The sequence below is a fragment of the Staphylococcus chromogenes genome (assembly GCF_029024625.1).
In the GTDB taxonomy this organism is placed as follows: domain Bacteria; phylum Bacillota; class Bacilli; order Staphylococcales; family Staphylococcaceae; genus Staphylococcus; species Staphylococcus chromogenes.
This window is the reverse complement of the sequence record NZ_CP118953.1, coordinates 2,086,678-2,112,303: the sequence shown is the minus strand read 5'-3', so window position 1 is coordinate 2,112,303 and position 25,626 is coordinate 2,086,678. Positions and strand designations below refer to the sequence as shown.

14 protein-coding genes, 1 tRNA gene and 5 rRNA genes are annotated in these 25,626 nt (G+C 41.9%); 18 read left to right on the top strand and 2 right to left on the bottom strand.

The genetic code is table 11. The features are described 5' to 3' along the window. Positions 1 to 243 precede the first annotated feature (243 nt). The 7 genes from PYW36_RS10305 to PYW36_RS10275 all read left to right on the top strand — a co-directional run bounded on the left by PYW36_RS10305 (position 244) and on the right by PYW36_RS10275 (position 10,906). Positions 244 to 3,174 (top strand): 23S ribosomal RNA (locus PYW36_RS10305). A 242-nt stretch (positions 3,175 to 3,416) separates the two neighbouring features. Then, a 5S ribosomal RNA gene (gene rrf / locus PYW36_RS10300) occupies positions 3,417 to 3,531 on the top strand. 234 nt (positions 3,532 to 3,765) lie between these two features. Next, positions 3,766 to 5,319, top strand: a 16S ribosomal RNA gene (locus tag PYW36_RS10295). Positions 5,320 to 5,417: 98 nt separating this feature from the next. Further along, a tRNA-Ile gene (locus PYW36_RS10290) sits at positions 5,418 to 5,494 on the top strand. A gap of 191 nt (positions 5,495 to 5,685) precedes the next feature. Then, positions 5,686 to 8,612 (top strand): 23S ribosomal RNA (locus PYW36_RS10285). A 117-nt stretch (positions 8,613 to 8,729) separates the two neighbouring features. Continuing rightward, positions 8,730 to 8,844: ribosomal RNA gene (rrf, locus tag PYW36_RS10280) — 5S ribosomal RNA — on the top strand. The 16S, 23S and 5S rRNA genes sit together here with 1 tRNA gene alongside, the layout of an rRNA operon. Positions 8,845 to 8,962: 118 nt before the next feature. After that, the gene (locus PYW36_RS10275; RefSeq protein ID WP_229717265.1) at positions 8,963 to 10,906 is read left to right on the top strand and encodes an FUSC family protein; all 1,944 of its coding nucleotides are present in this window, start codon (positions 8,963 to 8,965) and stop codon (positions 10,904 to 10,906) included. Between the two features lie 96 nt (positions 10,907 to 11,002). Here PYW36_RS10275 and pdxR read toward each other — a convergent pair whose 3' ends face one another. Beyond that, positions 11,003 to 12,418, bottom strand: coding sequence for a MocR-like pyridoxine biosynthesis transcription factor PdxR (gene pdxR, locus PYW36_RS10270; RefSeq protein ID WP_103158783.1), 1,416 nt, complete (start codon positions 12,416 to 12,418; stop codon positions 11,003 to 11,005). A gap of 109 nt (positions 12,419 to 12,527) precedes the next feature. Between pdxR and pdxS the strand changes: the two genes are divergently transcribed. Together pdxS and pdxT are read left to right on the top strand one after the other, a co-directional pair. Continuing rightward, complete coding sequence (pdxS, locus tag PYW36_RS10265; RefSeq protein ID WP_103158782.1) at positions 12,528 to 13,415, top strand: pyridoxal 5'-phosphate synthase lyase subunit PdxS; 888 nt, start codon at positions 12,528 to 12,530, stop codon at positions 13,413 to 13,415. 1 nt (position 13,416) lies between these two features. After that, positions 13,417 to 13,977: a pyridoxal 5'-phosphate synthase glutaminase subunit PdxT gene (gene pdxT, locus PYW36_RS10260; RefSeq protein WP_103158781.1), complete on the top strand. Its 561-nt coding sequence runs from the start codon at positions 13,417 to 13,419 to the stop codon at positions 13,975 to 13,977. A 186-nt stretch (positions 13,978 to 14,163) separates the two neighbouring features. Here pdxT and PYW36_RS10255 read toward each other — a convergent pair whose 3' ends face one another. After that, positions 14,164 to 15,369: a NupC/NupG family nucleoside CNT transporter gene (locus PYW36_RS10255; protein ID WP_037573005.1), complete on the bottom strand. Its 1,206-nt coding sequence runs from the start codon at positions 15,367 to 15,369 to the stop codon at positions 14,164 to 14,166. A 164-nt stretch (positions 15,370 to 15,533) separates the two neighbouring features. Here PYW36_RS10255 and PYW36_RS10250 point away from each other — a divergent pair, with 164 nt between their 5' ends. From PYW36_RS10250 to gltX, 9 genes are all read left to right on the top strand, one after another. Beyond that, positions 15,534 to 15,995 (top strand): CtsR family transcriptional regulator, encoded by a 462-nt coding sequence (locus PYW36_RS10250; RefSeq protein WP_103158780.1) that lies wholly within the window; start codon positions 15,534 to 15,536, stop codon positions 15,993 to 15,995. A gap of 44 nt (positions 15,996 to 16,039) precedes the next feature. Then, positions 16,040 to 16,546: a UvrB/UvrC motif-containing protein gene (locus PYW36_RS10245; protein ID WP_051604952.1), complete on the top strand. Its 507-nt coding sequence runs from the start codon at positions 16,040 to 16,042 to the stop codon at positions 16,544 to 16,546. After that, positions 16,530 to 17,534 (top strand): protein arginine kinase, encoded by a 1,005-nt coding sequence (locus tag PYW36_RS10240; RefSeq protein ID WP_037573001.1) that lies wholly within the window; start codon positions 16,530 to 16,532, stop codon positions 17,532 to 17,534. The genes PYW36_RS10245 and PYW36_RS10240 overlap by 17 nt, the downstream gene beginning before the upstream one ends. 12 nt (positions 17,535 to 17,546) lie before the next feature. Then, positions 17,547 to 20,033, top strand: coding sequence for an ATP-dependent Clp protease ATP-binding subunit (locus tag PYW36_RS10235; RefSeq protein WP_103158779.1), 2,487 nt, complete (start codon positions 17,547 to 17,549; stop codon positions 20,031 to 20,033). A gap of 126 nt (positions 20,034 to 20,159) precedes the next feature. Further along, positions 20,160 to 21,533 carry a DNA repair protein RadA gene (radA, locus tag PYW36_RS10230; RefSeq protein ID WP_103158778.1) on the top strand — a complete coding sequence of 458 codons (1,374 nt, stop codon included), beginning with the start codon at positions 20,160 to 20,162 and terminating at the stop codon, positions 21,531 to 21,533. A 16-nt stretch (positions 21,534 to 21,549) separates the two neighbouring features. Then, positions 21,550 to 22,614: a PIN/TRAM domain-containing protein gene (locus tag PYW36_RS10225; protein ID WP_103158777.1), complete on the top strand. Its 1,065-nt coding sequence runs from the start codon at positions 21,550 to 21,552 to the stop codon at positions 22,612 to 22,614. Next, positions 22,614 to 23,312 carry a 2-C-methyl-D-erythritol 4-phosphate cytidylyltransferase gene (ispD, locus tag PYW36_RS10220; RefSeq protein WP_103158776.1) on the top strand — a complete coding sequence of 233 codons (699 nt, stop codon included), beginning with the start codon at positions 22,614 to 22,616 and terminating at the stop codon, positions 23,310 to 23,312. The genes PYW36_RS10225 and ispD overlap by 1 nt, the downstream gene beginning before the upstream one ends. Then, positions 23,305 to 23,784 (top strand): 2-C-methyl-D-erythritol 2,4-cyclodiphosphate synthase, encoded by a 480-nt coding sequence (ispF, locus tag PYW36_RS10215; RefSeq protein ID WP_103158775.1) that lies wholly within the window; start codon positions 23,305 to 23,307, stop codon positions 23,782 to 23,784. The genes ispD and ispF overlap by 8 nt, the downstream gene beginning before the upstream one ends. Before the next feature lie 76 nt (positions 23,785 to 23,860). Further along, complete coding sequence (gltX, locus tag PYW36_RS10210) at positions 23,861 to 25,315, top strand: glutamate--tRNA ligase (RefSeq protein ID WP_103158774.1); 1,455 nt, start codon at positions 23,861 to 23,863, stop codon at positions 25,313 to 25,315. Positions 25,316 to 25,626: the final 311 nt, after the last annotated feature.

Below are 25,626 nucleotides of genomic sequence, written 5' to 3'. Positions count from 1 at the left end.
AAGGAATAACGGAGACATATTGTATTCAGTTTTGAATGCTCATTTTGAGGATTCAACATTGTACATTGAAAACTAGATAAGTAAGTATAGATTTTACCAAGCAAAACCGAGTGACAAGCGAAAAGCTTGAAACAAAAATTATCGCTAGTCGTCGACAGACGACTCACAATAATTAATAACTGGTGGATGTTGGTTATTGTTTAATTCGAAAGCCGAATGTAAACGATTGCCAAAACATCAAAAGATTAAGTTATTAAGGGCGCACGGTGGATGCCTTGGCACTAGAAGCCGATGAAGGACGTTACTAACGACGATATGCTTTGGGGAGCTGTAAGTAAGCTGTGATCCAGAGATTTCCGAATGGGGGAACCCAGCACGAGTTATGTCGTGTTATCCGCATGTGAATACATAGCATGTGAGAAGGTAGACCCGGAGAACTGAAACATCTTAGTACCCGGAGGAAGAGAAAGAAAAATCGATTCCCTGAGTAGCGGCGAGCGAAAACGGGAAGAGCCCAAACCAACAAGCTTGCTTGTTGGGGTTGTAGGACACTCTGTACGGAGTTACAAAGGAACATGTTAGACGAATAACCTGGAAAGGTTAATCAGAGAAGGTAAAAATCCTGTAGTCGAAAACATCTTCCCTCCTGAGTGGATCCTGAGTACGGCGGAGCACGTGAAATTCCGTCGGAATCTGGGAGGACCATCTCCCAAGGCTAAATACTCTCTAGTGACCGATAGTGAACCAGTACCGTGAGGGAAAGGTGAAAAGTACCCCGGAAGGGGAGTGAAAGAGAACTTGAACCGTGTGCTTACAAGTAGTCAGAGCCCGTTAATGGGTGATGGCGTGCCTTTTGTAGAATGAACCGGCGAGTTACGATCTGATGCAAGGTTAAGCAGAAAATGTGGAGCCGTAGCGAAAGCGAGTCTGAATAGGGCGAATGAGTATTTTGGTCGTAGACCCGAAACCAGGTGATCTACCCTTGGTCAGGTTGAAGTTCAGGTAACACTGAATGGAGGACCGAACCGACTTACGTTGAAAAGTGAGCGGATGAACTGAGGGTAGCGGAGAAATTCCAATCGAACTTGGAGATAGCTGGTTCTCCTCCGAAATAGCTTTAGGGCTAGCCTCAAGTGATGATTATTGGAGGTAGAGCACTGTTTTGGACGAGGGGCCCCTCTCGGGTTACCGAATTCAGACAAACTCCGAATGCCAAATAATTTAACTTGGGAGTCAGAACATGGGTGATAAGGTCCGTGTTCGAAAGGGAAACAGCCCAGACCACCAGCTAAGGTCCCAAAATATATGTTACGTGGAAAAGGATGTGGCGTTGCCCAGACAACTAGGATGTTGGCTTAGAAGCAGCCATCATTTAAAGAGTGCGTAATAGCTCACTAGTCGAGTGACACTGCGCCGAAAATGTACCGGGGCTAAACATATTACCGAAGCTGTGGATTGTCCTTTAGGACAATGGTAGGAGAGCGTTCTAAGGGCGTTGAAGCATGATCGCAAGGACATGTGGAGCGCTTAGAAGTGAGAATGCCGGTGTGAGTAGCGAAAGACGGGTGAGAATCCCGTCCACCGATTGACTAAGGTTTCCAGAGGAAGGCTCGTCCGCTCTGGGTTAGTCGGGTCCTAAGCTGAGGCCGACAGGCGTAGGCGATGGATAACAGGTTGATATTCCTGTACCACCATGATTCGTTTTAAGCGATGGGGGGACGCAGTAGGATAGGCGAAGCGTGCTGTTGGAGTGCACGTCCAAGCAGTAAGACTGAGTGTTAGGCAAATCCGGCACTCATTAAGGTCAAGCTGTGATGGGGAGAGGAAACATGTTTTCCTCGAGTCGTTGATTTCACACTGCCGAGAAAAGCCTCTAGCTAGAAGATTGGTGCCCGTACCGCAAACCGACACAGGTAGTCAAGATGAGAATTCTAAGGTGAGCGAGCGAACTCTCGTTAAGGAACTCGGCAAAATGACCCCGTAACTTCGGGAGAAGGGGTGCTCTTTGAGGTTCACGCTTCGAAGAGCCGCAGTGAATAGGCCCAAGCGACTGTTTATCAAAAACACAGGTCTCTGCTAAACCGTAAGGTGACGTATAGGGGCTGACGCCTGCCCGGTGCTGGAAGGTTAAGAGGAGTGGTTAGCATTAGCGAAGCTACGAATCGAAGCCCCAGTAAAACGGCGGCCGTAACTATAACGGTCCTAAGGTAGCGAAATTCCTTGTCGGGTAAGTTCCGACCCGCACGAAAGGCGTAACGATTTGGGCACTGTCTCAACGAGAGACTCGGTGAAATCATAGTACCGGTGAAGATGCCGGTTACCCGCGACAGGACGGAAAGACCCCGTGGAGCTTTACTGTAGCCTGATATTGAAATTCGGTACAGTTTGTACAGGATAGGTAGGAGCCTTAGAAACGTGAGCGCTAGCTTACGTGGAGGCATTGGTGGGATACTACCCTAATTGTATTGGATTTCTAACCCGCAACTCTTATCGAGTTGGGAGACAGTGTCAGGCGGGCAGTTTGACTGGGGCGGTCGCCTCCTAAAGTGTAACGGAGGCGCTCAAAGGTTCCCTCAGAATGGTTGGAAATCATTCATAGAGTGTAAAGGCATAAGGGAGCTTGACTGCGAGACCTACAAGTCGAGCAGGGTCGAAAGACGGACTTAGTGATCCGGTGGTTCCGCATGGAAGGGCCATCGCTCAACGGATAAAAGCTACCCCGGGGATAACAGGCTTATCTCCCCCAAGAGTTCACATCGACGGGGAGGTTTGGCACCTCGATGTCGGCTCATCGCATCCTGGGGCTGTAGTCGGTCCCAAGGGTTGGGCTGTTCGCCCATTAAAGCGGTACGCGAGCTGGGTTCAGAACGTCGTGAGACAGTTCGGTCCCTATCCGTCGTGGGCGTAGGAAATTTGAGAGGCGCTGTCCTTAGTACGAGAGGACCGGGATGGACATACCTCTGGTGTACCAGTTGTCGTGCCAACGGCATAGCTGGGTAGCTATGTATGGACGGGATAAGTGCTGAAAGCATCTAAGCATGAAGCCCCCCTCAAGATGAGATTTCCCAACTTCGGTTATAAGATCCCTCAAAGATGATGAGGTTAATAGGTTCGAGGTGGAAGCGTAGCGATACGTGGAGCTGACGAATACTAATCGATCGAAGACTTAATCAATTTAGTTCATAAGGTGATGCTTGTGAAACAATACTTACTATCTAGTTTTGAATGTATAAACATTCATTTTACGAAGTGAAATGTTCGATAAGACGTTTGACACTCACCGTATTTTAGGAAGTGAAAACGTTTGAAGTCTATGAATCGCAAGAAAGAACGAAGGCGTTTACTTAGCGTAAACAACTGAGTGATGACGTAGCGATGAAGACGAATGCGAACGTTTGCCACAAAGTAAAAAATTGTTTGGTGACAATAGCAAAGAGGTCACACCTGTTCTCATGCCGAACACAGAAGTTAAGCTCTTTAGCGCCGATGGTAGTCGGACTTACGTTCCGCGAGAGTAGGACGTTGCCAAGCAAACTTTTATTATGACCTAGCGGTCATTTTTTCTTTGGAAAAATTAAATAAAAGTGTTGACTTTTAATATGAAAGTCTGTATAATTAATTCTTGTCGAGTCAAAAGAAACGGCATATGAACATTGAAAACTGAATGACAATATGTCAACGTTAATTCCAATAATTTTGAGTACGTAACGTACTTTCAAGAGTGATTGGCTGAACCAATCAACGAGCTATATCAAGCTTACTTCTTTTATGGAGAGTTTGATCCTGGCTCAGGATGAACGCTGGCGGCGTGCCTAATACATGCAAGTCGAGCGAACTGACGAGGAGCTTGCTCCTTTGACGTTAGCGGCGGACGGGTGAGTAACACGTGGGTAACCTACCTATAAGACTGGAATAACTCCGGGAAACCGGGGCTAATGCCGGATAACATATCGAACCGCATGGTTCGATAGTGAAAGACGGTCTTGCTGTCACTTATAGATGGACCCGCGCCGTATTAGCTAGTTGGTGAGGTAACGGCTCACCAAGGCAACGATACGTAGCCGACCTGAGAGGGTGATCGGCCACACTGGAACTGAGACACGGTCCAGACTCCTACGGGAGGCAGCAGTAGGGAATCTTCCGCAATGGGCGAAAGCCTGACGGAGCAACGCCGCGTGAGTGATGAAGGTCTTCGGATCGTAAAGCTCTGTTGTTAGGGAAGAACAAATGTGTAAGTAAACTGTGCACATCTTGACGGTACCTAACCAGAAAGCCACGGCTAACTACGTGCCAGCAGCCGCGGTAATACGTAGGTGGCAAGCGTTTATCCGGAATTATTGGGCGTAAAGCGCGCGTAGGCGGTTTTTTAAGTCTGATGTGAAGCCCACGGCTCAACCGTGGAGGGTCATTGGAAACTGGGAAAACTTGAGTGCAGAAGAGGAAAAGTGGAATTCCATGTGTAGCGGTGAAATGCGCAGAGATATGGAGGAACACCAGTGGCGAAGGCGGCTTTCTGGTCTGTAACTGACGCTGATGTGCGAAAGCGTGGGGATCAAACAGGATTAGATACCCTGGTAGTCCACGCCGTAACGATGAGTGCTAAGTGTTAGGGGGTTTCCGCCCTTAGTGCTGCAGCTAACGCATTAAGCACTCCGCCTGGGGAGTACGGTCGCAAGACTGAAACTCAAAGGAATTGACGGGGACCCGCACAAGCGGTGGAGCATGTGGTTTAATTCGAAGCAAACGCGAAGAACCTTACCAAATCTTGACATCTTTTGACCACTCTAGAGATAGAGTTTTTCCTCTTCGGAGGACAAAATGACAGGTGGTGCATGGTTGTCGTCAGCTCGTGTCGTGAGATGTTGGGTTAAGTCCCGCAACGAGCGCAACCCTTGAGCTTAGTTGCCATCATTAAGTTGGGCACTCTAAGTTGACTGCCGGTGACAAACCGGAGGAAGGTGGGGATGACGTCAAATCATCATGCCCCTTATGATTTGGGCTACACACGTGCTACAATGGACAATACAAAGGGCAGCGAAACCGCGAGGTCAAGCAAATCCCATAAAGTTGTTCTCAGTTCGGATTGTAGTCTGCAACTCGACTACATGAAGCTGGAATCGCTAGTAATCGTAGATCAGCATGCTACGGTGAATACGTTCCCGGGTCTTGTACACACCGCCCGTCACACCACGAGAGTTTGTAACACCCGAAGCCGGTGGAGTAACCATTTGGAGCTAGCCGTCGAAGGTGGGACAAATGATTGGGGTGAAGTCGTAACAAGGTAGCCGTATCGGAAGGTGCGGCTGGATCACCTCCTTTCTAAGGATAATATACGGAATGTCGCTTTTAAGCGATAAGGAATAACGGAGACATATTGTATTCAGTTTTGAATGCTCATTTTGAGGATTCATTACAATGGGCCTATAGCTCAGCTGGTTAGAGCGCACGCCTGATAAGCGTGAGGTCGGTGGTTCGAGTCCACTTAGGCCCACCATTTAAATTGTACATTGAAAACTAGATAAGTAAGTATAGATTTTACCAAGCAAAACCGAGTGACAAGCGAAAAGCTTGAAACAAAAATTATCGCTAGTCGTCGACAGACGACTCACAATAATTAATAACTGGTGGATGTTGGTTATTGTTTAATTCGAAAGCCGAATGTAAACAATTGCCAAAACATCAAAAGATTAAGTTATTAAGGGCGCACGGTGGATGCCTTGGCACTAGAAGCCGATGAAGGACGTTACTAACGACGATATGCTTTGGGGAGCTGTAAGTAAGCTGTGATCCAGAGATTTCCGAATGGGGGAACCCAACACGAGTTATGTCGTGTTATCCGCATGTGAATACATAGCATGTGAGAAGGTAGACCCGGAGAACTGAAACATCTTAGTACCCGGAGGAAGAGAAAGAAAAATCGATTCCCTGAGTAGCGGCGAGCGAAACGGGAAGAGCCCAAACCAACAAGCTTGCTTGTTGGGGTTGTAGGACACTCTGTACGGAGTTACAAAGGAACATGTTAGACGAATAACCTGGAAAGGTTAATCAGAGAAGGTAAAAATCCTGTAGTCGAAAACATCTTCCCTCCTGAGTGGATCCTGAGTACGGCGGAGCACGTGAAATTCCGTCGGAATCTGGGAGGACCATCTCCCAAGGCTAAATACTCTCTAGTGACCGATAGTGAACCAGTACCGTGAGGGAAAGGTGAAAAGTACCCCGGAAGGGGAGTGAAAGAGAACTTGAAACCGTGTGCTTACAAGTAGTCAGAGCCCGTTAATGGGTGATGGCGTGCCTTTTGTAGAATGAACCGGCGAGTTACGATCTGATGCAAGGTTAAGCAGAAAATGTGGAGCCGTAGCGAAAGCGAGTCTGAATAGGGCGAATGAGTATTTGGTCGTAGACCCGAAACCAGGTGATCTACCCTTGGTCAGGTTGAAGTTCAGGTAACACTGAATGGAGGACCGAACCGACTTACGTTGAAAAGTGAGCGGATGAACTGAGGGTAGCGGAGAAATTCCAATCGAACTTGGAGATAGCTGGTTCTCTCCGAAATAGCTTTAGGGCTAGCCTCAAGTGATGATTATTGGAGGTAGAGCACTGTTTGGACGAGGGGCCCCTCTCGGGTTACCGAATTCAGACAAACTCCGAATGCCAAATAATTTAACTTGGGAGTCAGAACATGGGTGATAAGGTCCGTGTTCGAAAGGGAAACAGCCCAGACCACCAGCTAAGGTCCCAAAATATATGTTAAGTGGAAAAGGATGTGGCGTTGCCCAGACAACTAGGATGTTGGCTTAGAAGCAGCCATCATTTAAAGAGTGCGTAATAGCTCACTAGTCGAGTGACACTGCGCCGAAAATGTACCGGGGCTAAACATATTACCGAAGCTGTGGATTGTCCTTTAGGACAATGGTAGGAGAGCGTTCTAAGGGCGTTGAAGCATGATCGCAAGGACATGTGGAGCGCTTAGAAGTGAGAATGCCGGTGTGAGTAGCGAAAGACGGGTGAGAATCCCGTCCACCGATTGACTAAGGTTTCCAGAGGAAGGCTCGTCCGCTCTGGGTTAGTCGGGTCCTAAGCTGAGGCCGACAGGCGTAGGCGATGGATAACAGGTTGATATTCCTGTACCACCATGATTCGTTTTAAGCGATGGGGGGACGCAGTAGGATAGGCGAAGCGTGCTGTTGGAGTGCACGTCCAAGCAGTAAGACTGAGTGTTAGGCAAATCCGGCACTCATTAAGGTCAAGCTGTGATGGGGAGAGGAAACATGTTTTCCTCGAGTCGTTGATTTCACACTGCCGAGAAAAGCCTCTAGCTAGAAGATTGGTGCCCGTACCGCAAACCGACACAGGTAGTCAAGATGAGAATTCTAAGGTGAGCGAGCGAACTCTCGTTAAGGAACTCGGCAAAATGACCCCGTAACTTCGGGAGAAGGGGTGCTCTTTGAGGTTCACGCTTCGAAGAGCCGCAGTGAATAGGCCCAAGCGACTGTTTATCAAAAACACAGGTCTCTGCTAAACCGTAAGGTGACGTATAGGGGCTGACGCCTGCCCGGTGCTGGAAGGTTAAGAGGAGTGGTTAGCATTAGCGAAGCTACGAATCGAAGCCCCAGTAAACGGCGGCCGTAACTATAACGGTCCTAAGGTAGCGAAATTCCTTGTCGGGTAAGTTCCGACCCGCACGAAAGGCGTAACGATTTGGGCACTGTCTCAACGAGAGACTCGGTGAAATCATAGTACCGGTGAAGATGCCGGTTACCCGCGACAGGACGGAAAGACCCCGTGGAGCTTTACTGTAGCCTGATATTGAAATTCGGTACAGTTTGTACAGGATAGGTAGGAGCCTTAGAAACGTGAGCGCTAGCTTACGTGGAGGCATTGGTGGGATACTACCCTAATTGTATTGGATTTCTAACCCGCAACTCTTATCGAGTTGGGAGACAGTGTCAGGCGGGCAGTTTGACTGGGGCGGTCGCCTCCTAAAGTGTAACGGAGGCGCTCAAAGGTTCCCTCAGAATGGTTGGAAATCATTCATAGAGTGTAAAGGCATAAGGGAGCTTGACTGCGAGACCTACAAGTCGAGCAGGGTCGAAAGACGGACTTAGTGATCCGGTGGTTCCGCATGGAAGGGCCATCGCTCAACGGATAAAAGCTACCCCGGGGATAACAGGCTTATCTCCCCCAAGAGTTCACATCGACGGGGAGGTTTGGCACCTCGATGTCGGCTCATCGCATCCTGGGGCTGTAGTCGGTCCCAAGGGTTGGGCTGTTCGCCCATTAAAGCGGTACGCGAGCTGGGTTCAGAACGTCGTGAGACAGTTCGGTCCCTATCCGTCGTGGGCGTAGGAAATTTGAGAGGCGCTGTCCTTAGTACGAGAGGACCGGGATGGACATACCTCTGGTGTACCAGTTGTCGTGCCAACGGCATAGCTGGGTAGCTATGTATGGACGGGATAAGTGCTGAAAGCATCTAAGCATGAAGCCCCCCTCAAGATGAGATTTCCCAACTTCGGTTATAAGATCCCTCAAAGATGATGAGGTTAATAGGTTCGAGGTGGAAGCGTAGCGATACGTGGAGCTGACGAATACTAATCGATCGAAGACTTAATCAATTTAGTTCATAAGGTGATGCTTGTGAAACAATACTTACTATCTAGTTTTGAATGTATAATCATTCATTTTACGAAGTGAAAACGTATGCGAACGTTTGTCACGAAGTAAAAAAATTGTTTGGTGACAATAGCAAAGAGGTCACACCTGTTCCCATGCCGAACACAGAAGTTAAGCTCTTTAGCGCCGATGGTAGTCGGACTTACGTTCCGCGAGAGTAGGACGTTGCCAAGCAAACATCATAAGTGATGCGATGAGCCGAATCGAGACCGAGAGGTCTCTTTTTTTTATTCTAAGAAAAATGATATTCTAGTAGGAGAGTATGTATAGAAATAAGAGAGAATTTAGGTGAATGAAATTGAAAGCATACGTTAAGCAACTCGCTTATATTGATAAGAAAAAAATAGATGTTCGAAAAGGCGTGCGCCAAGGGATTGTCATGTTTATTCCTTTACTGTATGGATTGTTGTTTAATGATTTTCCTTCAGCTCTACTGATGTCTATTGGCACATTGGCTCACATATATGCATTTGATTGGACGTTTACATCGCGTATACGGATTGTTTCATTGACTTCCCTCAGCTTTGTCATTGCGATGATGTTAGGAACGTTAACCACAGGAAATCCAATTGTATTTGCGATTTTTTTACTCATGTTTTCGGTCATTCCTTATTATATTTTTACGACCTTAAATGTCCCGGGTCCTTCGTCTACCTTTTTTATCATTGCTTACAGTCTTTCTATTGTGATGCCACAACACCCTGAAGACTTTTTATATCGTGGTGCAATGGTCGGTGTCGGTGGCTTGCTATCACTGCTCATTATTGTAGTAGATCATTTAATTAAGCGTGATTCTCAAGAAGCGAACGCAATTAAAAGTGAGTACCAACTCTTACAAAAATTGGTACATCATTTTAATGATCAAGCCCAATTCAATGATTTGACTAAAGTAGCTGTTAAGACATTGATTACCACATCTGAAACGTTAAATACAACAGGTTCCTCCCTACAAAAACGCTCTGTAGACTATCAAAGAGCTGTATTACTTCATCAATGGGCAGAAGGGGTGTATTCTGAACTACTTGAATTGAACGCAAAAGGGATTCGACCGATGCCACCAGTCATTAAAAATATGATTGATCATGTGACCGATACCATTGTCAATCCAACATCCACACGGGAAGTTTGGAAAGAACAAATTGACATTGATGATAAATTTGAAGAGTTAGTGAATTTGATATTTAAAATCGATGAAACTCTTTCTTCTACAGACGTGAGAGTTAAAGAAAATATCGTGGTGCGTTCTCCACAATATAGTCACCGCTTATTAAACCACCTGACTCCAGAATCAGCAGCTTTTGTAGCGACGATGAAATATGCATTAATCATGGGAATCTCAATTTTAGTTGCGCTTGTTTTTGATTTAGAGCGCGCTTATTGGGTGCCTTTAAGTGCCCATACCGTCTTGCTTGGTGGCACAAATATCGCAAGCTTACAACGCGCTGTCGCACGGTGGTTAGGCACAACAGTAGGTGTTATTTTAACAGCCGGCTTTTTAAGCTTAGATCCGCATATTGGTATTATTATTATTGTTCTTGCATTAAGCGGTGCAATCACTGAAGCGTTAGTAGGTGCGAATTATGCGCTTGCGATGGTGACGATTACTTCACAAGTCTTATTGCTCAGTGGATTGGCACAAGGTGTGTTTACTCCGATGATTGCCATCCCGCGCTTGTTAGATACAACGGTGGGGATTATTATTGCGGTGATAGGCGTTATGATTATTGGACGGAATATCGCTTCTAAGCACTTACCAGAAATCATGGCGGAGGTTGCACGTGTAGAAGCGCAAATTTTTCATTATGTATTCTCAAATCAACAATATCCTAAAACTTATAAGGGATATAATCCACTTAAAGATAAATTGCGTATGAAACTAAAAGTAGAAAATATGGAAATGATGTATAACCGTGCGTACGGGGAAATTTCTTCTAACCATAAGCGGACACAGTATTATTATCCTGCAATTTTCTTACTGCAACAAATTCATTTTAAGTTGACGCAAATTTTATATGATGATCGTGGTGTCTATTTAGATAATCGTGCCTTAGGTGATTATTTGGTCGTCTTTGAAAATATCGCTAAATTATTTGAGTGTGGCAAACATCACAATGAGTTGATTGATTTACCTGAACTCAAACATTATGTCCAATTACGCCAGTTTTTAATGCAACTTCAAGAAATCGAGTTATATGATTATCAAAATGAACGTAATCCAAACTTACTCAAAGATTAGCAATACGTTAATACTATATCTGTATTTGACAAAATGAATATACAAAATAACAAAAACCGTTCAATCCCTGTAATCAAGGGTTGAACGGTTTTTGTTTTAATTAGAAGTTTCTTCTATTTCTAGACTCTTCAATAATTGTGTGGCATGCGTCTCGACTTCACTTAATGGAATACCTCCAAAACCTAATACAAATTGCGGCGTTTGAGGTTTTGAATGATAGCAATAGGAGGACAAGGGTTTTAACTCAATACTATGTTGATGAAATTGTTTCAGACATTTTTCTTCAGACCAACCATTTTTTATGGAAATCACAAAATGCATCCCTGTTAATTCACCTGATATTGAGAGGTGTTCAGGGTGCTTTTCTAATTTTGAAATTAAAAGATCTCGCTTTTGCCTATAAATTTTACGCATGCGATTCAAGTGACGTTCAAAATGATGACTCGCCATAAATTGACTGACCATATATTGTGTATGTCTTGGAACACTGCCCCCTTCAATGTTTTGTTTTTGTTGGTATTGTTTTTGTAAGGCAACAGGCAAAACGGCATAAGCGATACGTATGGAAGGGGCGATTGATTTAGAAAAGGTACTAACATAAATCACACTTCCAGAGGGATCTAAACTTTGTAGCGCTGGAATAGGTTTTCCTTCATAACGAAATTCAGAATCGTAATCGTCTTCTATAATATAGCGTTCAGGTTTGGCTTGAGCCCATTTGAGCAACGCAATACGCTGTTTTAATTTCATAATGATGCCTGTCGGGAACTGATGACTCGGTGTAATATAGACCACATCTTGCGCACCTTGATGAGGTTCAATATGTATGCCGTCTGCGTGCACTTTTAAAAACGAATAGTTGATATGCTTTCTTTTTAGTAGCTCATGGACTTGTGGATATAAAGGGTCTTCTAAAAGATAATGACTTGTGGAAGATAGCAAATCGGTGATAATCGATAAAATTTGATCCGTAGAAGAAGCCACTATGACTTGTTCAGGGGTCGCATGAACGCCCCGGCTATGAAATAAATATTGACTGATTTCTTTGCGTAATGCGAAATCTCCCTGCTTGTGGCCGGTGTCAATGAGATGAAATTGGGGTTCTTCAAAAGATTCTTTCGCAAATTTTCGAAAGACATCAAATGGAAAATGCGCTTCATCAATGGCACCGAGTTGAAAACGATAGTGAAATTCGGGAACGTCTAGAGTTGTATTCTGATTGTCTAATGGCGTTATCGGAGTTCTCGTTATAAATGGTAGGGATTCAATATCGCTCACGAAATAGCCAAATTTTGGTTTACTCACGATAAACCCTTCATCAATCAACTGTAAATAAGCATGTTCAATGGTGGTTTGACTGACTGACAAATATTGACTGAGTTGACGTTTTGATGGGAGTTTTTCTCCTTCACGTAGAACGCCTTTAATGATACTGTTTTTAATATTATCGTAAAGTTGTTGATAAATGGGTTGCGCATGCTTTTTATCAATATCGAACATTAACATTTCCATAGCTTTCTCTCCAATCTGACCACTTAAAAATGTTTAATTCTGACACTTTTAAAGGTTCAGATAATAGTATAAGCTACTGTTGTATATTAGAAAAGGGGGACAATTTAAAATGTCTAAACAAGTTGGTTCAGAGCGCGTTAAACGCGGTATGGCAGAAATGCAAAAAGGTGGCGTAATCATGGATGTGGTTAACGCCGAACAAGCGAAAATCGCAGAAGAAGCAGGTGCAGTGGCAGTCATGGCACTTGAACGTGTACCTTCTGATATCAGAGCAGCAGGCGGTGTTGCACGTGCATGTAATCCTAAAATTGTAGAAGAAGTGATGAATGCCGTGTCTATTCCAGTTATGGCGAAATGTCGAATCGGTCACATTACAGAAGCACGTGTTTTAGAAGCGATGGGTGTCGATTATATTGATGAATCTGAAGTATTGACACCTGCGGATGAAGTGTTCCACCTTAAGAAAAGTGATTACACTGTTCCATTCGTTTGTGGCTGTCGTAACCTGGGTGAAGCGGCACGTCGTATTGGCGAAGGTGCTGCAATGTTACGTACAAAAGGTGAGCCGGGTACAGGAAACATTGTTGAAGCGGTACGTCATATGCGTCAAGTCAACCAAGAAGTGAATCGTATTACAGTGATGAGTGACGATGAATTAATGACAGAAGCGAAAAATCTAGGGGCACCTTATGATGTATTGAAAACGATTAAATCTACTGGACGTTTACCCGTAGTTAACTTTGCGGCAGGTGGTGTAGCGACACCTCAAGATGCGGCATTAATGATGGAACTAGGTGCAGATGGGGTCTTTGTTGGCTCTGGTATTTTCAAATCAGAAGATCCTGAAACATTCGCAAAAGCAATTGTTCAAGCGACAACACATTACCAAGATTATGAACTCATCGGTAAATTAGCAAAAGACCTTGGCACAGCGATGAAAGGTTTAGATATCAATTCACTTTCATTAGAAGAACGTATGCAAGAGCGTGGTTGGTAAAATGAAAATTGGAGTACTCGCCTTACAAGGGGCCGTTCGTGAACACATTCGCCATATTGAAGCGAGTGGTCATGAAGGGATTTATATTAAAAAAGTAGAACAACTTGAAAAGATTGACGGCTTGATTATTCCAGGCGGAGAATCGACAACGTTACGTCGCTTGATGAATTTATACGGTTTTAAAGAGGCGCTTCAACAATCAGAGCTACCGATGTTTGGGACATGTGCGGGTCTTATTGTCCTTGCACAAGATATCGTTGGAGAAGAAGGTTACCTTAAAAAATTAGATATTACCGTTGAACGTAATTCATTTGGAAGACAAGTAGATAGTTTCGAAGCGGATTTAACGATTAAAGGTATCGATCACCCAGTAGAAGGGGTGTTTATTCGAGCCCCACATATTCAATCCGTTGGAGATCAAGTGAATGTGTTAGGGGTCATCGATGATAAAATGATAGCGGTTCGCCAAGGAAAGTATTTAGGCGTCTCATTCCATCCTGAATTGACGGAAGATTATAGTATCATCAACTATTTTATTAACGAAGTTGTGTCAAAAGGATAAATATTAAACAGACGTGAGGATAAGCCATCAATGGATGATTATTCTCACGTTTTTTATATGAAAAAGTAGGGCTATGTCAAAGTGCCCATTTATAATAAGAAAGCCATCAAAATTTATCTAAGCGTAAATTTTGATGGCTATTTTTATAGAACCTAAATAAGTAAAAGAGAGGTATTTAGATTAATTTTATAAGAAGAATCCTGCGATAGTTGCTGAAATGAATGATACGAGCGTCGCACCAAATAATAATTTAAGACCGAAACGTGCAACGACGTCACCTTTTTCGTCATTTAAAGATTTGATGGCCCCTGAAATGATACCGATAGAGCTAAAGTTCGCAAATGACACAAGGAACACGGAAACAACACCTAGTGCGCGCTCAGAAAGTCCATTTGCTTTACCTAACTCAGTCATCGCTACAAACTCATTGGATAACAGTTTTGTTGCCATGATGGAACCAGCTTCTACAGCGTCATGCCAAGGAATACCTGTTAAGAAAGCGAGTGGCGCAAAAACAAAACCGATTAATGTTTGGAAGTTCCAATCAAGGGAACCGCCAGATACGAAATGGATAATACCGCCGACAATGCCATTTAAGAAAGTGATTAAAGCGATATAACCAATTAACATGGCACCAACAATGACTGCGACTTTGAAACCGTCTAAAATATATTCTCCCAACATTTCAAAGAAAGATTGTTGTTTTTTCTCTTCTTCAATAAGTAATTTATCGTCTTTTTCATTTACTTTATAAGGATTGACAATTGAGGCAACAATGAATCCTCCAAATAAGTTTAAAACAACTGCAGTTACGACGTATTCAGGTTTGACCATTGTAAAGTATGCACCAATAATAGATGCTGAAACAGTAGACATCGCGGATGCTGTTAAGGTATACAAGCGATGTTTTGGAATGTAAGGCAATTGTTTTTTTAGTGAGATAAACACTTCAGATTGACCTAAAATTGCTGAGGCAACCGCGTTGTAAGACTCTAAACGTCCCATACCGTTGACTTTAGAAATTAAAAATCCTAAAACATTAATAATGATAGGTAAAATCTTTAAGTATTGCAAAATCCCAATTAATGCTGAAATAAATACGATTGGTAATAAAACATTTAAGAAGAATGGCATTTCACCTTTATTTGCTAAACCACCGAAGACAAAGTTGACCCCTTCAGCCGCTTGTTTCAATAAATAGGCAAAGCCATTCGCAATTCCGCCTACAACAATGACACCGAAGTTCGTTTTTAATAAAATAAACGCAAATATCAATTGAATTAATAACAATAAGCCAATGTAATGCCAACGAACATTTTTCTTGTCAGAACTTGCGAGCCAAGCCAATCCCAAAAACACAAGTATGCCGACAATCCCAATTAAAATGTGCATTAAATAAACACCTCTGTTCAATTTATAAATTTTAACTAAGACTATCATACACTAAAAATGTAAGCAGTAACATAACTATTTTTCGAACCTTACAAACAAATTGGTTGAAAAAGGTCAAACCACCTTCTATAATATAGTCAAAGATGGTCAAAAGAGGTGATACCATGCACAATATGTCTGACATCATAGAACAATACATTAAACAATTATTTGAAGAAACAAATGATGATGTTGTTGAAATTCAGCGCGCCAATATCGCACAACGTTTTGATTGTGTACCATCTCAGCTGAATTACGTTATAAAAACACGTTTTACCAATGAACATGGGTACGAAATCGAAAGTAAACGTGGTGGCGGAGGATATATTCGCATCACTAAAATTGAAACGAAAGATCATGCCTCCTACATTAAACGTTTGATGGAGTTAATTGGCCCCTCTATTTCACAACAACAAGCTTATTACATTATAGATGGATTATTTGATAATCAATTAATTACAGAACGCGAAGCTAAATTGATTGCAGCAGTCGTAGATAGAGAAACGCTTACGATGGATGTCCAATCTCGAGACATTATTCGAGCGAACATTTTAAAACGATTACTTCCAGTCATTAACTATTACTAGACTACGAGAAGGTGATGCTATTGACACGCGAGGAACAGGAATTCGTGCAGTTAACACAACAAAAACAAAATAAAGAAACTTTGTACCAGGCACACAATCAAGGGTCATCTGATGAACATTGGCACGGGGGCGAAGATGTTGAAGGGACGTTTGTCGTTCAACAAATTTTACAACATCTTGCAGCCAAATATGGCATTAACGTTGATCAGCTCGTTTATCGTGAAGAAAAACGATGTCCGACGTGTCAAATGTCTCTAAAAGATATTGCCCATGTAGGGAAATTTGGTTGCCACGACTGCTATGCCACTTTTAAAGATGATGTTTATGATATTGTGCGTCGCGTACAAGGTGGCCATACGCGTCATTCGGGCAAATATCCGAAATCCACGCATCAAAAACGGGCATTAAAGCAACAAATTGAAGGCAAACGTCAACAATTACAAGAACTCATTGAAACACAAGCCTTTGAAGAAGCAGCCATTGTACGTGATGAAATCAAAGCACTTGAAGCTAAACAAAGCGAGGTGTCTCACGATGACGGACAATCTTAAACATTCAATGAGTGGTTGGCTTCAAGAATCGAACTCGTCACCAGTAGTCATGTCCTCAAGAATACGATTAGCACGTAATCTTGAAAACTATGTGCATCCGCTGATGTTTCCCTCTGAAGAAGAAGGACACCGCGTTATTAATGAAGTCCAAGATGCACTTACCGATTTAAAGGTGACGCGACTAGATGCTCTTGACCAACAGAGTAAATACAAACTGGTGGCCAAACATCTCATCAGTCCTGAATTGACTAAGCAACCTGCCTCTGCAGTGTTATTAAATGAAGATGAGTCTGTAAGTGTGATGGTGAATGAAGAAGATCATGTGCGCATTCAAGTAATGGGAACAGATTTATCTTTAAATACACTGTATGACAAAGCATCCGAAATCGATGACCAACTCGATGCTGCAACAACCATTAGCTACGATGAAGATTTAGGATATTTAACGACTTGTCCAACGAATGTTGGGACAGGGATGAGAGCAAGTGTGATGCTCCATTTACCCGCATTGTCCATTATGAAACGGATGTCACGTATTGCACAGTCGATTAACCGTTTTGGATTTACAATACGGGGTATTTATGGGGAAGGCTCTCAAGTTTATGGTCATGTTTATCAAGTGTCCAACCAATTAACTTTAGGAAAAAGTGAACAAGAAATTATCGAAGCATTAACTGAGTTGGTTCAACAAATTATTACTGAAGAACTTGAATTTAGAACGCGTTTAAATACACACAAGCATACTGAAACGCTCGACCGTATTTATCGTTCTCTCGGTATATTGAAATACAGTCGACTCATTTCAGTCGAAGAAGCCTCTTATCGTTTGAGCGATATTAAACTTGGGGTAGACTTAGGTATTTTAGATATTGAAGATTTTCAATTTAATGAATTAATGATAGCAATACAATCTCCATTTTTAATAGATGAAGATGAAGAACAATCAATAGAAGCTAAAAGAGCTGAAATTTTACGAACACACATTTAAGGAGGTTCGATTATGTTATTTGGAAGACTAACTGAACGTGCGCAACGTGTATTAGCACATGCGCAAGAAGAAGCGATTCGCCTGAATCACTCTAACATTGGAACAGAACACTTATTATTAGGTTTAATGAAAGAACCTGAAGGCATAGCTGCAAAAGTGCTAGAAAGTTTTGATATTACTGAAGAAAAAGTCGTTGCAGAAGTTGAAAAGCTCATCGGTCGCGGTCAAGACAATATGGGCGCTTTACATTATACGCCACGTGCGAAAAAAGTCATTGAACTGTCTATGGACGAAGCACGCAAATTACAACACAACTTTGTGGGTACAGAGCATATATTACTTGGCTTAATTCGTGAAAACGAAGGGGTGGCTGCACGCGTATTTGCAAATCTAGATTTGAATATTACGAAAGCACGTGCACAAGTCGTTAAAGCCCTAGGCAATCCTGAAATGTCTAATAAAAATGCACAAACGTCAAAATCAAACAATACCCCTACCCTTGATGGACTTGCGAGAGATTTAACAGTCATCGCTAAAGACGGTACGTTAGATCCAGTAGTAGGTCGTAACAAAGAAATTACACGTGTTATTGAAGTATTAAGTCGACGTACGAAAAACAATCCTGTACTTATCGGTGAACCTGGGGTAGGTAAAACAGCAATTGCAGAAGGTTTAGCACAAGCCATTGTAAACAATGAAGTACCTGAAACATTAAAAGATAAACGTGTGATGTCTTTAGATATGGGCACAGTTGTCGCGGGTACAAAATATCGTGGTGAATTTGAAGAACGTTTGAAAAAAGTGATGGAAGAAATTCACCAAGCTGGCAACGTGATTCTATTTATTGATGAATTGCACACATTGATTGGTGCTGGAGGCGCTGAAGGTGCGATTGATGCCTCTAACATTTTAAAACCGGCTTTAGCACGCGGTGAGTTACAATGTATCGGTGCCACAACATTAGATGAGTATCGTAAACACATTGAAAAAGATGCGGCATTAGAACGTCGTTTCCAACCGGTACAAGTCGATGAACCAAGTGTTGAAGATACAGTTAAAATCTTAAAAGGATTACGTGACCGTTATGAAGCGCATCATCGTATTAATATTTCTGATGAGGCAATTGAAGCGGCAGCAAAATTAAGTGACCGTTACGTTCAGGATCGCTTTTTACCTGACAAAGCCATCGATTTAATCGATGAAGCAAGTTCAAAAGTACGTTTAAGACATCATACAACACCAACAAATTTAAAAGAAATCGAGCAACAAATCGAACAAGTTAAAAAAGAAAAAGATGCTGCAGTTCATGCGCAAGAGTTTGAAAATGCCGCAAATCTTCGTGATAAACAAACGAAACTTGAAACACAATACGAAGAAGCTAAAAATGAATGGAAAAATAATCAAGGTGGCCAACACACAACATTAGCTGCTGAAGATATTGCAGAAGTGATTGCAGGTTGGACAGGCATTCCGTTAACACGTCTAAATGAAACAGAATCTGACCGATTACTTCACCTTGAAGATACCCTCCATGAACGTGTCATCGGTCAAAAAGATGCGGTTACAGCAATTTCTAAAGCGGTACGTCGTGCGCGTGCTGGACTTAAAGATCCGAAACGTCCTATTGGTAGTTTCATCTTCTTAGGCCCAACAGGTGTCGGTAAAACGGAACTTGCGCGTGCCTTAGCAGAATCTATGTTTGGCGAAGAAGACGCGATGATTCGTGTTGACATGAGTGAGTTTATGGAAAAACATGCGGTAAGTCGTTTAGTTGGTGCCCCTCCAGGCTATGTGGGTCACGATGATGGCGGACAACTCACTGAAAAAGTGCGTCGTAAACCTTATTCTGTCATCTTATTCGACGAAATTGAAAAAGCGCATCCAGATGTATTTAATATTTTATTACAAGTTTTAGATGACGGACATCTTACTGATACCAAAGGACGTCGTGTCGATTTCAGAAATACAGTCATCATTATGACTTCTAACGTAGGGGCACAAGAACTTCAAGACCAACGATTTGCAGGATTTGGTGGTCAAGGTGAAGGACAAGATTACGAGTCTATCCGCAAAACAATGATGAAAGAACTGAAAAATGCATTCCGTCCTGAATTTTTAAACCGTGTCGATGATATTATTGTTTTCCATAAATTAAGCAAAGATGAACTTAAAGAAATTGTTACGATGATGGTGAACAAATTGACTTCTCGTTTGTCAGAACAAAACATTAATATTCACGTGACAGATGCAGCAAAAGAACAAATTGCTTCTGAGGGTTATGACCCTGAGTATGGTGCACGTCCATTGATTCGTGCCATCCAAAAAACAGTAGAAGATAACTTAAGTGAACTTATTTTAGAAGGTAAAGAGTTAGATGGCAAAGATGTCACTGTGGATTATGATGGTGAGTCATTCAAGTATGATATTCAAGAACGTGCATCTGAAACAGAAGTAATAACTTCTGAAGAAGATCAAGATAAAGACGAAGCGAAATCATAAATAATCTGAACACCTCAGCCTTTAATGCGTAAGTGGCGCATTAAAGGCTTTTTAAATTCTTCATTTGTCAGATTGAAGACACAAGTATAAAATAGATTTGTTATAGCCGAAAAAGGAGGTGGCAATGTGGCCAAGAAAAAAGTCATATTTGAATGTACTGCATGTGGTTATCAATCTCCGAAGTGGATGGGGAAATGTCCTAACTGTGGCGCATGGAATTCCATGGAAGAATCGTTAGAACAAAAAACAGCACACCCGAAACATGGGGTACATACACAAAAGACGACACAATCAAAAATTCAAACGCTCAACGAAGTAAAGAATGAAAAAACACCACGTATTTTAACGAATAGCCAAGAGTTTAACCGTGTTTTAGGTGGCGGTATTGTCCAAGGTTCTCTTGTTTTAATCGGAGGAGACCCAGGGATAGGAAAGTCAACATTGTTACTTCAAATGTGCGCTGCGTTATCAAAAGGAAAGAAAGTGCTATATATTACTGGAGAAGAATCATTAAACCAAACTAAATTACGTGCCGATCGTTTAGATGAAGATGCGAGTGCTTTAAATGTATTTGCAGAAACGGATTTAGAGGTGATTCATGAAGCAGTAAAAAAAGTACAACCCGAGCTCATCGTTGTAGACTCTATTCAAACGATTTATCACCCAGAAATTAGTTCTGCACCTGGTTCTGTGTCTCAGGTACGTGAAAGTACACAAAGTTTAATGCATATTGCCAAACAGATGAATATTGCCACGTTTATCGTGGGGCACGTGACAAAAGAAGGACAAATTGCGGGTCCTAGATTATTAGAACATATGGTGGATACCGTGCTTTATTTTGAAGGTGATGAGCATCATGCTTATCGTATTTTACGTGCGGTGAAAAACCGCTTTGGTTCAACGAATGAAATGGGCATTTTTGAAATGAAACAAGCAGGTCTTAAAAGTGTCCCGAATCCTTCTGAAATGTTTTTAGAAGAGCGATCAACGAATGTTCCGGGGTCGACGATTGTCGCCACTATGGAAGGGACACGTCCGCTATTAATAGAAGTCCAAGCCCTCGTCACACCGACCACATTTAATAATCCTAGACGAATGGCGACGGGGATTGATCACAACCGTTTAAGTCTATTGATGGCCGTATTAGAGAAAAAAGAGGGGTATCTGTTACAACAACAAGATGCCTACATCAAAGTGGCAGGTGGCGTCAAATTAAGTGAACCTGCTGTGGATTTAAGCATCATTATTGCGACAGCCTCAAGCTTTAAAGACCAAGCCGTTGATGGGTTAGACTGTTTTATTGGTGAAGTTGGTTTGACAGGTGAGGTACGCCGTGTCTCTCGAATTGAGCAAAGAGTTCAAGAAGCAGCAAAATTAGGGTTTAAACGTGTGATTATACCGAAAACGAATATTGGGGGATGGACCTTCCCAGAAAACATTGAAGTTATCGGTGTGACCTCAACAAACGAAGCATTAAAATATGCTTTGAAATCTAAATAAAGAAAGGAGGAAAAGCATGGATTTTGTTAAATTTTTAGTGGTCATCTCTTTCATGATTATTGGGAGTGTACTAGGGTTATTTTTAATTCCTGGCATACTGATTGATTTTCATGTCAGTCATCCTCCTATTATGGAAAATAGTTATGTCACAGCAATTATAGGGATGCTTGTTTTCTTTCTTATTTTTGGTTGGTTTATTCCTCGCATTGCCTATACATTAAAAAATGTGGAACAGTTTATCTTAAGTTATAGCGCTATAGAAATCATTTTTGCGACGATTGGTTTGTTTACTGGTTTGATGATTTCAGTCATGATTTCATTTATTTTAGAATTTATCGGGACGGATTTTATCAACCGCATCGTGCCGATTATTGTCACGTTGTTATTAGGGTATCTCGGTTTTCAGTTTGGTTTGAAAAAGCGCGACGAAATGTTGTTGTTTTTACCTGAGAATATGGCGCGTTCAATGGCCATTAATGCCCGTAACGCAGTCCCTAAAATTATTGATACGAGTGCCATTATAGATGGGCGTATTTATAAAATTATGGAAGCTGGCTTTATCGATGGTGAAATTTTAATTCCTCAAGGCGTTATCAATGAGTTACAAGTCGTCGCTGATGCGAATGATAGTATAAAAAGAGATAAAGGGCGACGAGGTTTAGAAATATTAAATGCGATTCATGATTCAAAACATCCTACACGTATTATTTATCCTCAAAAAAGCCATCAAGATATCGATGCGCTAATTGTCAAACTTGCACAACATTACCGTGCGCATGTGATTACGACGGATTACAACCTCAACCGCGTGTGTGCCATTCAAGATATTAAAGTGTTAAACGTCAATGATTTGTCTGAGGCTATCATTCCTGAAGTGCATCAAGGAGATCGCTTTGATTTAATGATTACAAAAGTGGGGAAAGAGCCTGGACAAGGTGTCGGTTATTTTGACGATGGTACAATGGTCGTGGTTGACGATGCCAAACAACACATAAATGAAACGTTGCATCTTGAAGTCATTAGCTTACTTCAAACCGCATCAGGACGTATCATTTTTGCGAAAAAGGTGGAGGAAGCATAATGCAAAATTATCATGTCATTATCCCGGCAGCGGGTAAGGGAACACGCATGAAACGAGATTATAATAAACTGTTTATCGAACTCGCGGGCCGTCCAATACTGGCACACACTTTAGCTGTATTTCAAAATGATGTACAGTGTCAAGGCATCCATTTAGCAGTGCATCCGAGAGATTACATGGAGATGAGAGCGCTATGTCAAAAATTCAATAAAGTACGCACGCTCATTGAAGGGGGAGCGACCCGACAAGACAGTATCCATCGTGTACTTCAAGCTGTTTCACTAGAAGACAATGACCTTGTCCTCGTGCATGATGGCGCACGTCCTTTTGTCTCTCATGAGACTATAAATAGGTTGTGTGAAGCGGTTCAACAACAAGGGGCTGCCATTGTGGGCGTCAAAGCGAAAGATACTATCAAAGAAGTACAACACCATACGGTTACAAAAACACTAGATCGGTCAGTTCTTTGGCAAATTCAGACGCCTCAGGGGGCGACTTATAAAACGTTACTTAATGCGTATCAACAAGCTGAGCAAACACAGTTCGAGGGAACAGATGATGCCTCCTTGCTTGAACATGCAGGAGAAACGGTACACGTCGTGGAAGGCGACTATGAAAACATAAAGATAACAACGGAAGATGATTTATGGATGGGTCAAGCATTTTTAAATAAAAGGAGTAGTGACAATCATGTTTAGAGTGGGATTAGGTTATGACGTTCATGCATTTGATACATCAAGACCTTTAATCATTGGAGGTATTGAAGTCCCTCATACACAAGGGTTAAAAGGACATAGTGATGCAGATGTTCTTTTACATGCGATTACAGATGCGATGCTCGGTGCATGTGCATTAGGCGATATCGGCAAATTATTTCCAGATACAGACCCTGCTTTTAAAGATGCAGATTCTAAAAAATTACTGACTGAAGCGTATGAAGCTGTCAAAAAAGAAGGCTATGTGATAAATAATGTGGATGCGACAATTATTGCTGAAAAACCAAAATTCAGACCGCATATTGACACAATGCGCCAAGTGATTGCAGAACTATTTAACGTGGAACTTCAGCGCATCAATGTGAAAGCGACAACAAGTGAAAAACTTGGTTTTACTGGAAGAGAAGAGGGCATTGCTGCAGAGGCGATTGTTTCTCTTGTCCAAGGTGAATAAGAGTCGCACCGGATAGGCATGTGTGATATCCCGTGCTATAATAATCATATTGAAAATATAAACAGGAGTGAACGAAATGAGTAACCGAGTGAGAGTGAGATATGCACCGAGTCCAACAGGCTATTTGCATATTGGTAATGCACGTACAGCATTATTTAACTATTTATTCGCCAAACATTATGGTGGCGATTTTGTTATCCGTATTGAAGATACAGATACAAAACGTAACTTAGAAGATGGAGAATCTTCACAATTCGACAACTTAAAATGGTTAGGTCTTGATTGGGATGAATCCGTTGATCAAGATAAAGGCTACGGCCCTTATCGCCAGTCAGAACGTGGCCACATTTACCAACCTCTCATTGACCAATTGTTGGCTGAAGATAAAGCTTACAAATGTTATATGACAGAAGAAGAATTAGAAGCAGAGCGCGAAGCACAAATTGCACGTGGTGAAATGCCTCGTTACGGGGGTCAACATGCGCATCTTACTGAAGAAGAGCGTCAACAATTTGAAGCAGAAGGCCGTAAACCAGCGATTCGTTTCCGTGTGCCACAAAATAAAACGTATAAATTTGAAGATATGGTTAAAGGCGAAGTCTCATTCGAATCTGATAATTTTGGAGACTGGGTCATTGTGAAAAAAGATGGCATCCCTACTTATAACTTTGCGGTTGCAGTAGATGATCATTACATGGAAATTTCTGATGTCATTCGTGGTGATGACCATATTTCAAATACGCCAAAACAATTAATGATTTACGAAGCATTCGGTTGGGAACCTCCACGTTTTGGTCACATGACATTAATCGTTAATGAACAACGTAAAAAGTTAAGTAAGCGTGACGGCCAAATCCTTCAATTTATCGAACAATATCGCGATTTAGGTTATCTACCAGAAGCGTTATTTAATTTCATTGCTTTATTAGGTTGGTCTCCAGAAGGTGAAGAAGAAATCTTCAGTAAACAAGAATTTATTGATATCTTTACTGAAAAACGTTTGTCTAAGTCGCCTGCCTTTTTTGATAAGCAAAAGTTAGAGTGGATTAACAACCAATACATGAAAGAAAAAGACTTAGACACGGTATTTGAAATGACGTTACCACACATGATTAAAGCAGGGTTATTACCTGAATCTCCATCTGAAGCAGAATTAGAATGGGGACGTAAACTTGTTGCGTTATATCAAGAACAAATGAGTTACGCTAGAGAAATCGTGCCACTTTCTGAATTATTCTTTAGAGATGAAAAAGAATTAGACGAAGCATCTCAAGAAGTTTTAAACGGAGAACAAGTACCAGAATTGATGAACGCGCTTTATGGAAAATTAGAAGCCCTTGAACCGTTTGAAGCAGCAGAAATTAAAAAAACAATTAAGACCGTACAAAAAGAAACAGGCATTAAAGGTAAACAATTGTTTATGCCTATCCGTGTAGCAGTTACAGGTCAAATGCATGGTCCAGAGCTTCCTAATACGATGGAAGTTTTAGGAAAAGATAAAGTTTTAAAACGTATCCAACCCTTGCTATAGAAGCAATTAATCATCAAGTATAACTTCTTAAGAAACTGAGTTTTTAAGCTTGCATTCACGGTCCAAATAGCATACGATATAAGTGATTTTAAACATAGAGGAAGAGTAAACAAATGACGTGTCTCAGAGAGTGTACGTAAGCTGCGAGTACACCACGAATTTTGTCGAATGCACCTTTATGAGATAAAGAGAATACGAATAAATAAGTGAGTATGCACTTTGTATACTAATAAGAGTGGAACCGTGCCAAAGCACCTCTGACATGATGTTAGAGGTGCTTTTTTAATTAAAGGAGGATTTGCTGTGATAAG

Excerpts from the sequence above, each read along its gene's own strand:
- PYW36_RS10275 (WP_229717265.1), top strand. The coding sequence starts at position 8,963 with ATGAAATTGAAAGCATACGTTAAGCAACTCGCTTATATTGATAAGAAA.
- pdxR (WP_103158783.1), bottom strand. The coding sequence starts at position 12,418 with ATGGAAATGTTAATGTTCGATATTGATAAAAAGCATGCGCAACCCATT.
- pdxS (WP_103158782.1), top strand. The coding sequence starts at position 12,528 with ATGTCTAAACAAGTTGGTTCAGAGCGCGTTAAACGCGGTATGGCAGAA.
- pdxT (WP_103158781.1), top strand. The coding sequence starts at position 13,417 with ATGAAAATTGGAGTACTCGCCTTACAAGGGGCCGTTCGTGAACACATT.
- PYW36_RS10255 (WP_037573005.1), bottom strand. The coding sequence starts at position 15,369 with ATGCACATTTTAATTGGGATTGTCGGCATACTTGTGTTTTTGGGATTG.
- PYW36_RS10250 (WP_103158780.1), top strand. The coding sequence starts at position 15,534 with ATGCACAATATGTCTGACATCATAGAACAATACATTAAACAATTATTT.
- PYW36_RS10240 (WP_037573001.1), top strand. The coding sequence starts at position 16,530 with ATGACGGACAATCTTAAACATTCAATGAGTGGTTGGCTTCAAGAATCG.
- PYW36_RS10235 (WP_103158779.1), top strand. The coding sequence starts at position 17,547 with ATGTTATTTGGAAGACTAACTGAACGTGCGCAACGTGTATTAGCACAT.
- PYW36_RS10225 (WP_103158777.1), top strand. The coding sequence starts at position 21,550 with ATGGATTTTGTTAAATTTTTAGTGGTCATCTCTTTCATGATTATTGGG.
- ispD (WP_103158776.1), top strand. The coding sequence starts at position 22,614 with ATGCAAAATTATCATGTCATTATCCCGGCAGCGGGTAAGGGAACACGC.
- ispF (WP_103158775.1), top strand. The coding sequence starts at position 23,305 with ATGTTTAGAGTGGGATTAGGTTATGACGTTCATGCATTTGATACATCA.
- gltX (WP_103158774.1), top strand. The coding sequence starts at position 23,861 with ATGAGTAACCGAGTGAGAGTGAGATATGCACCGAGTCCAACAGGCTAT.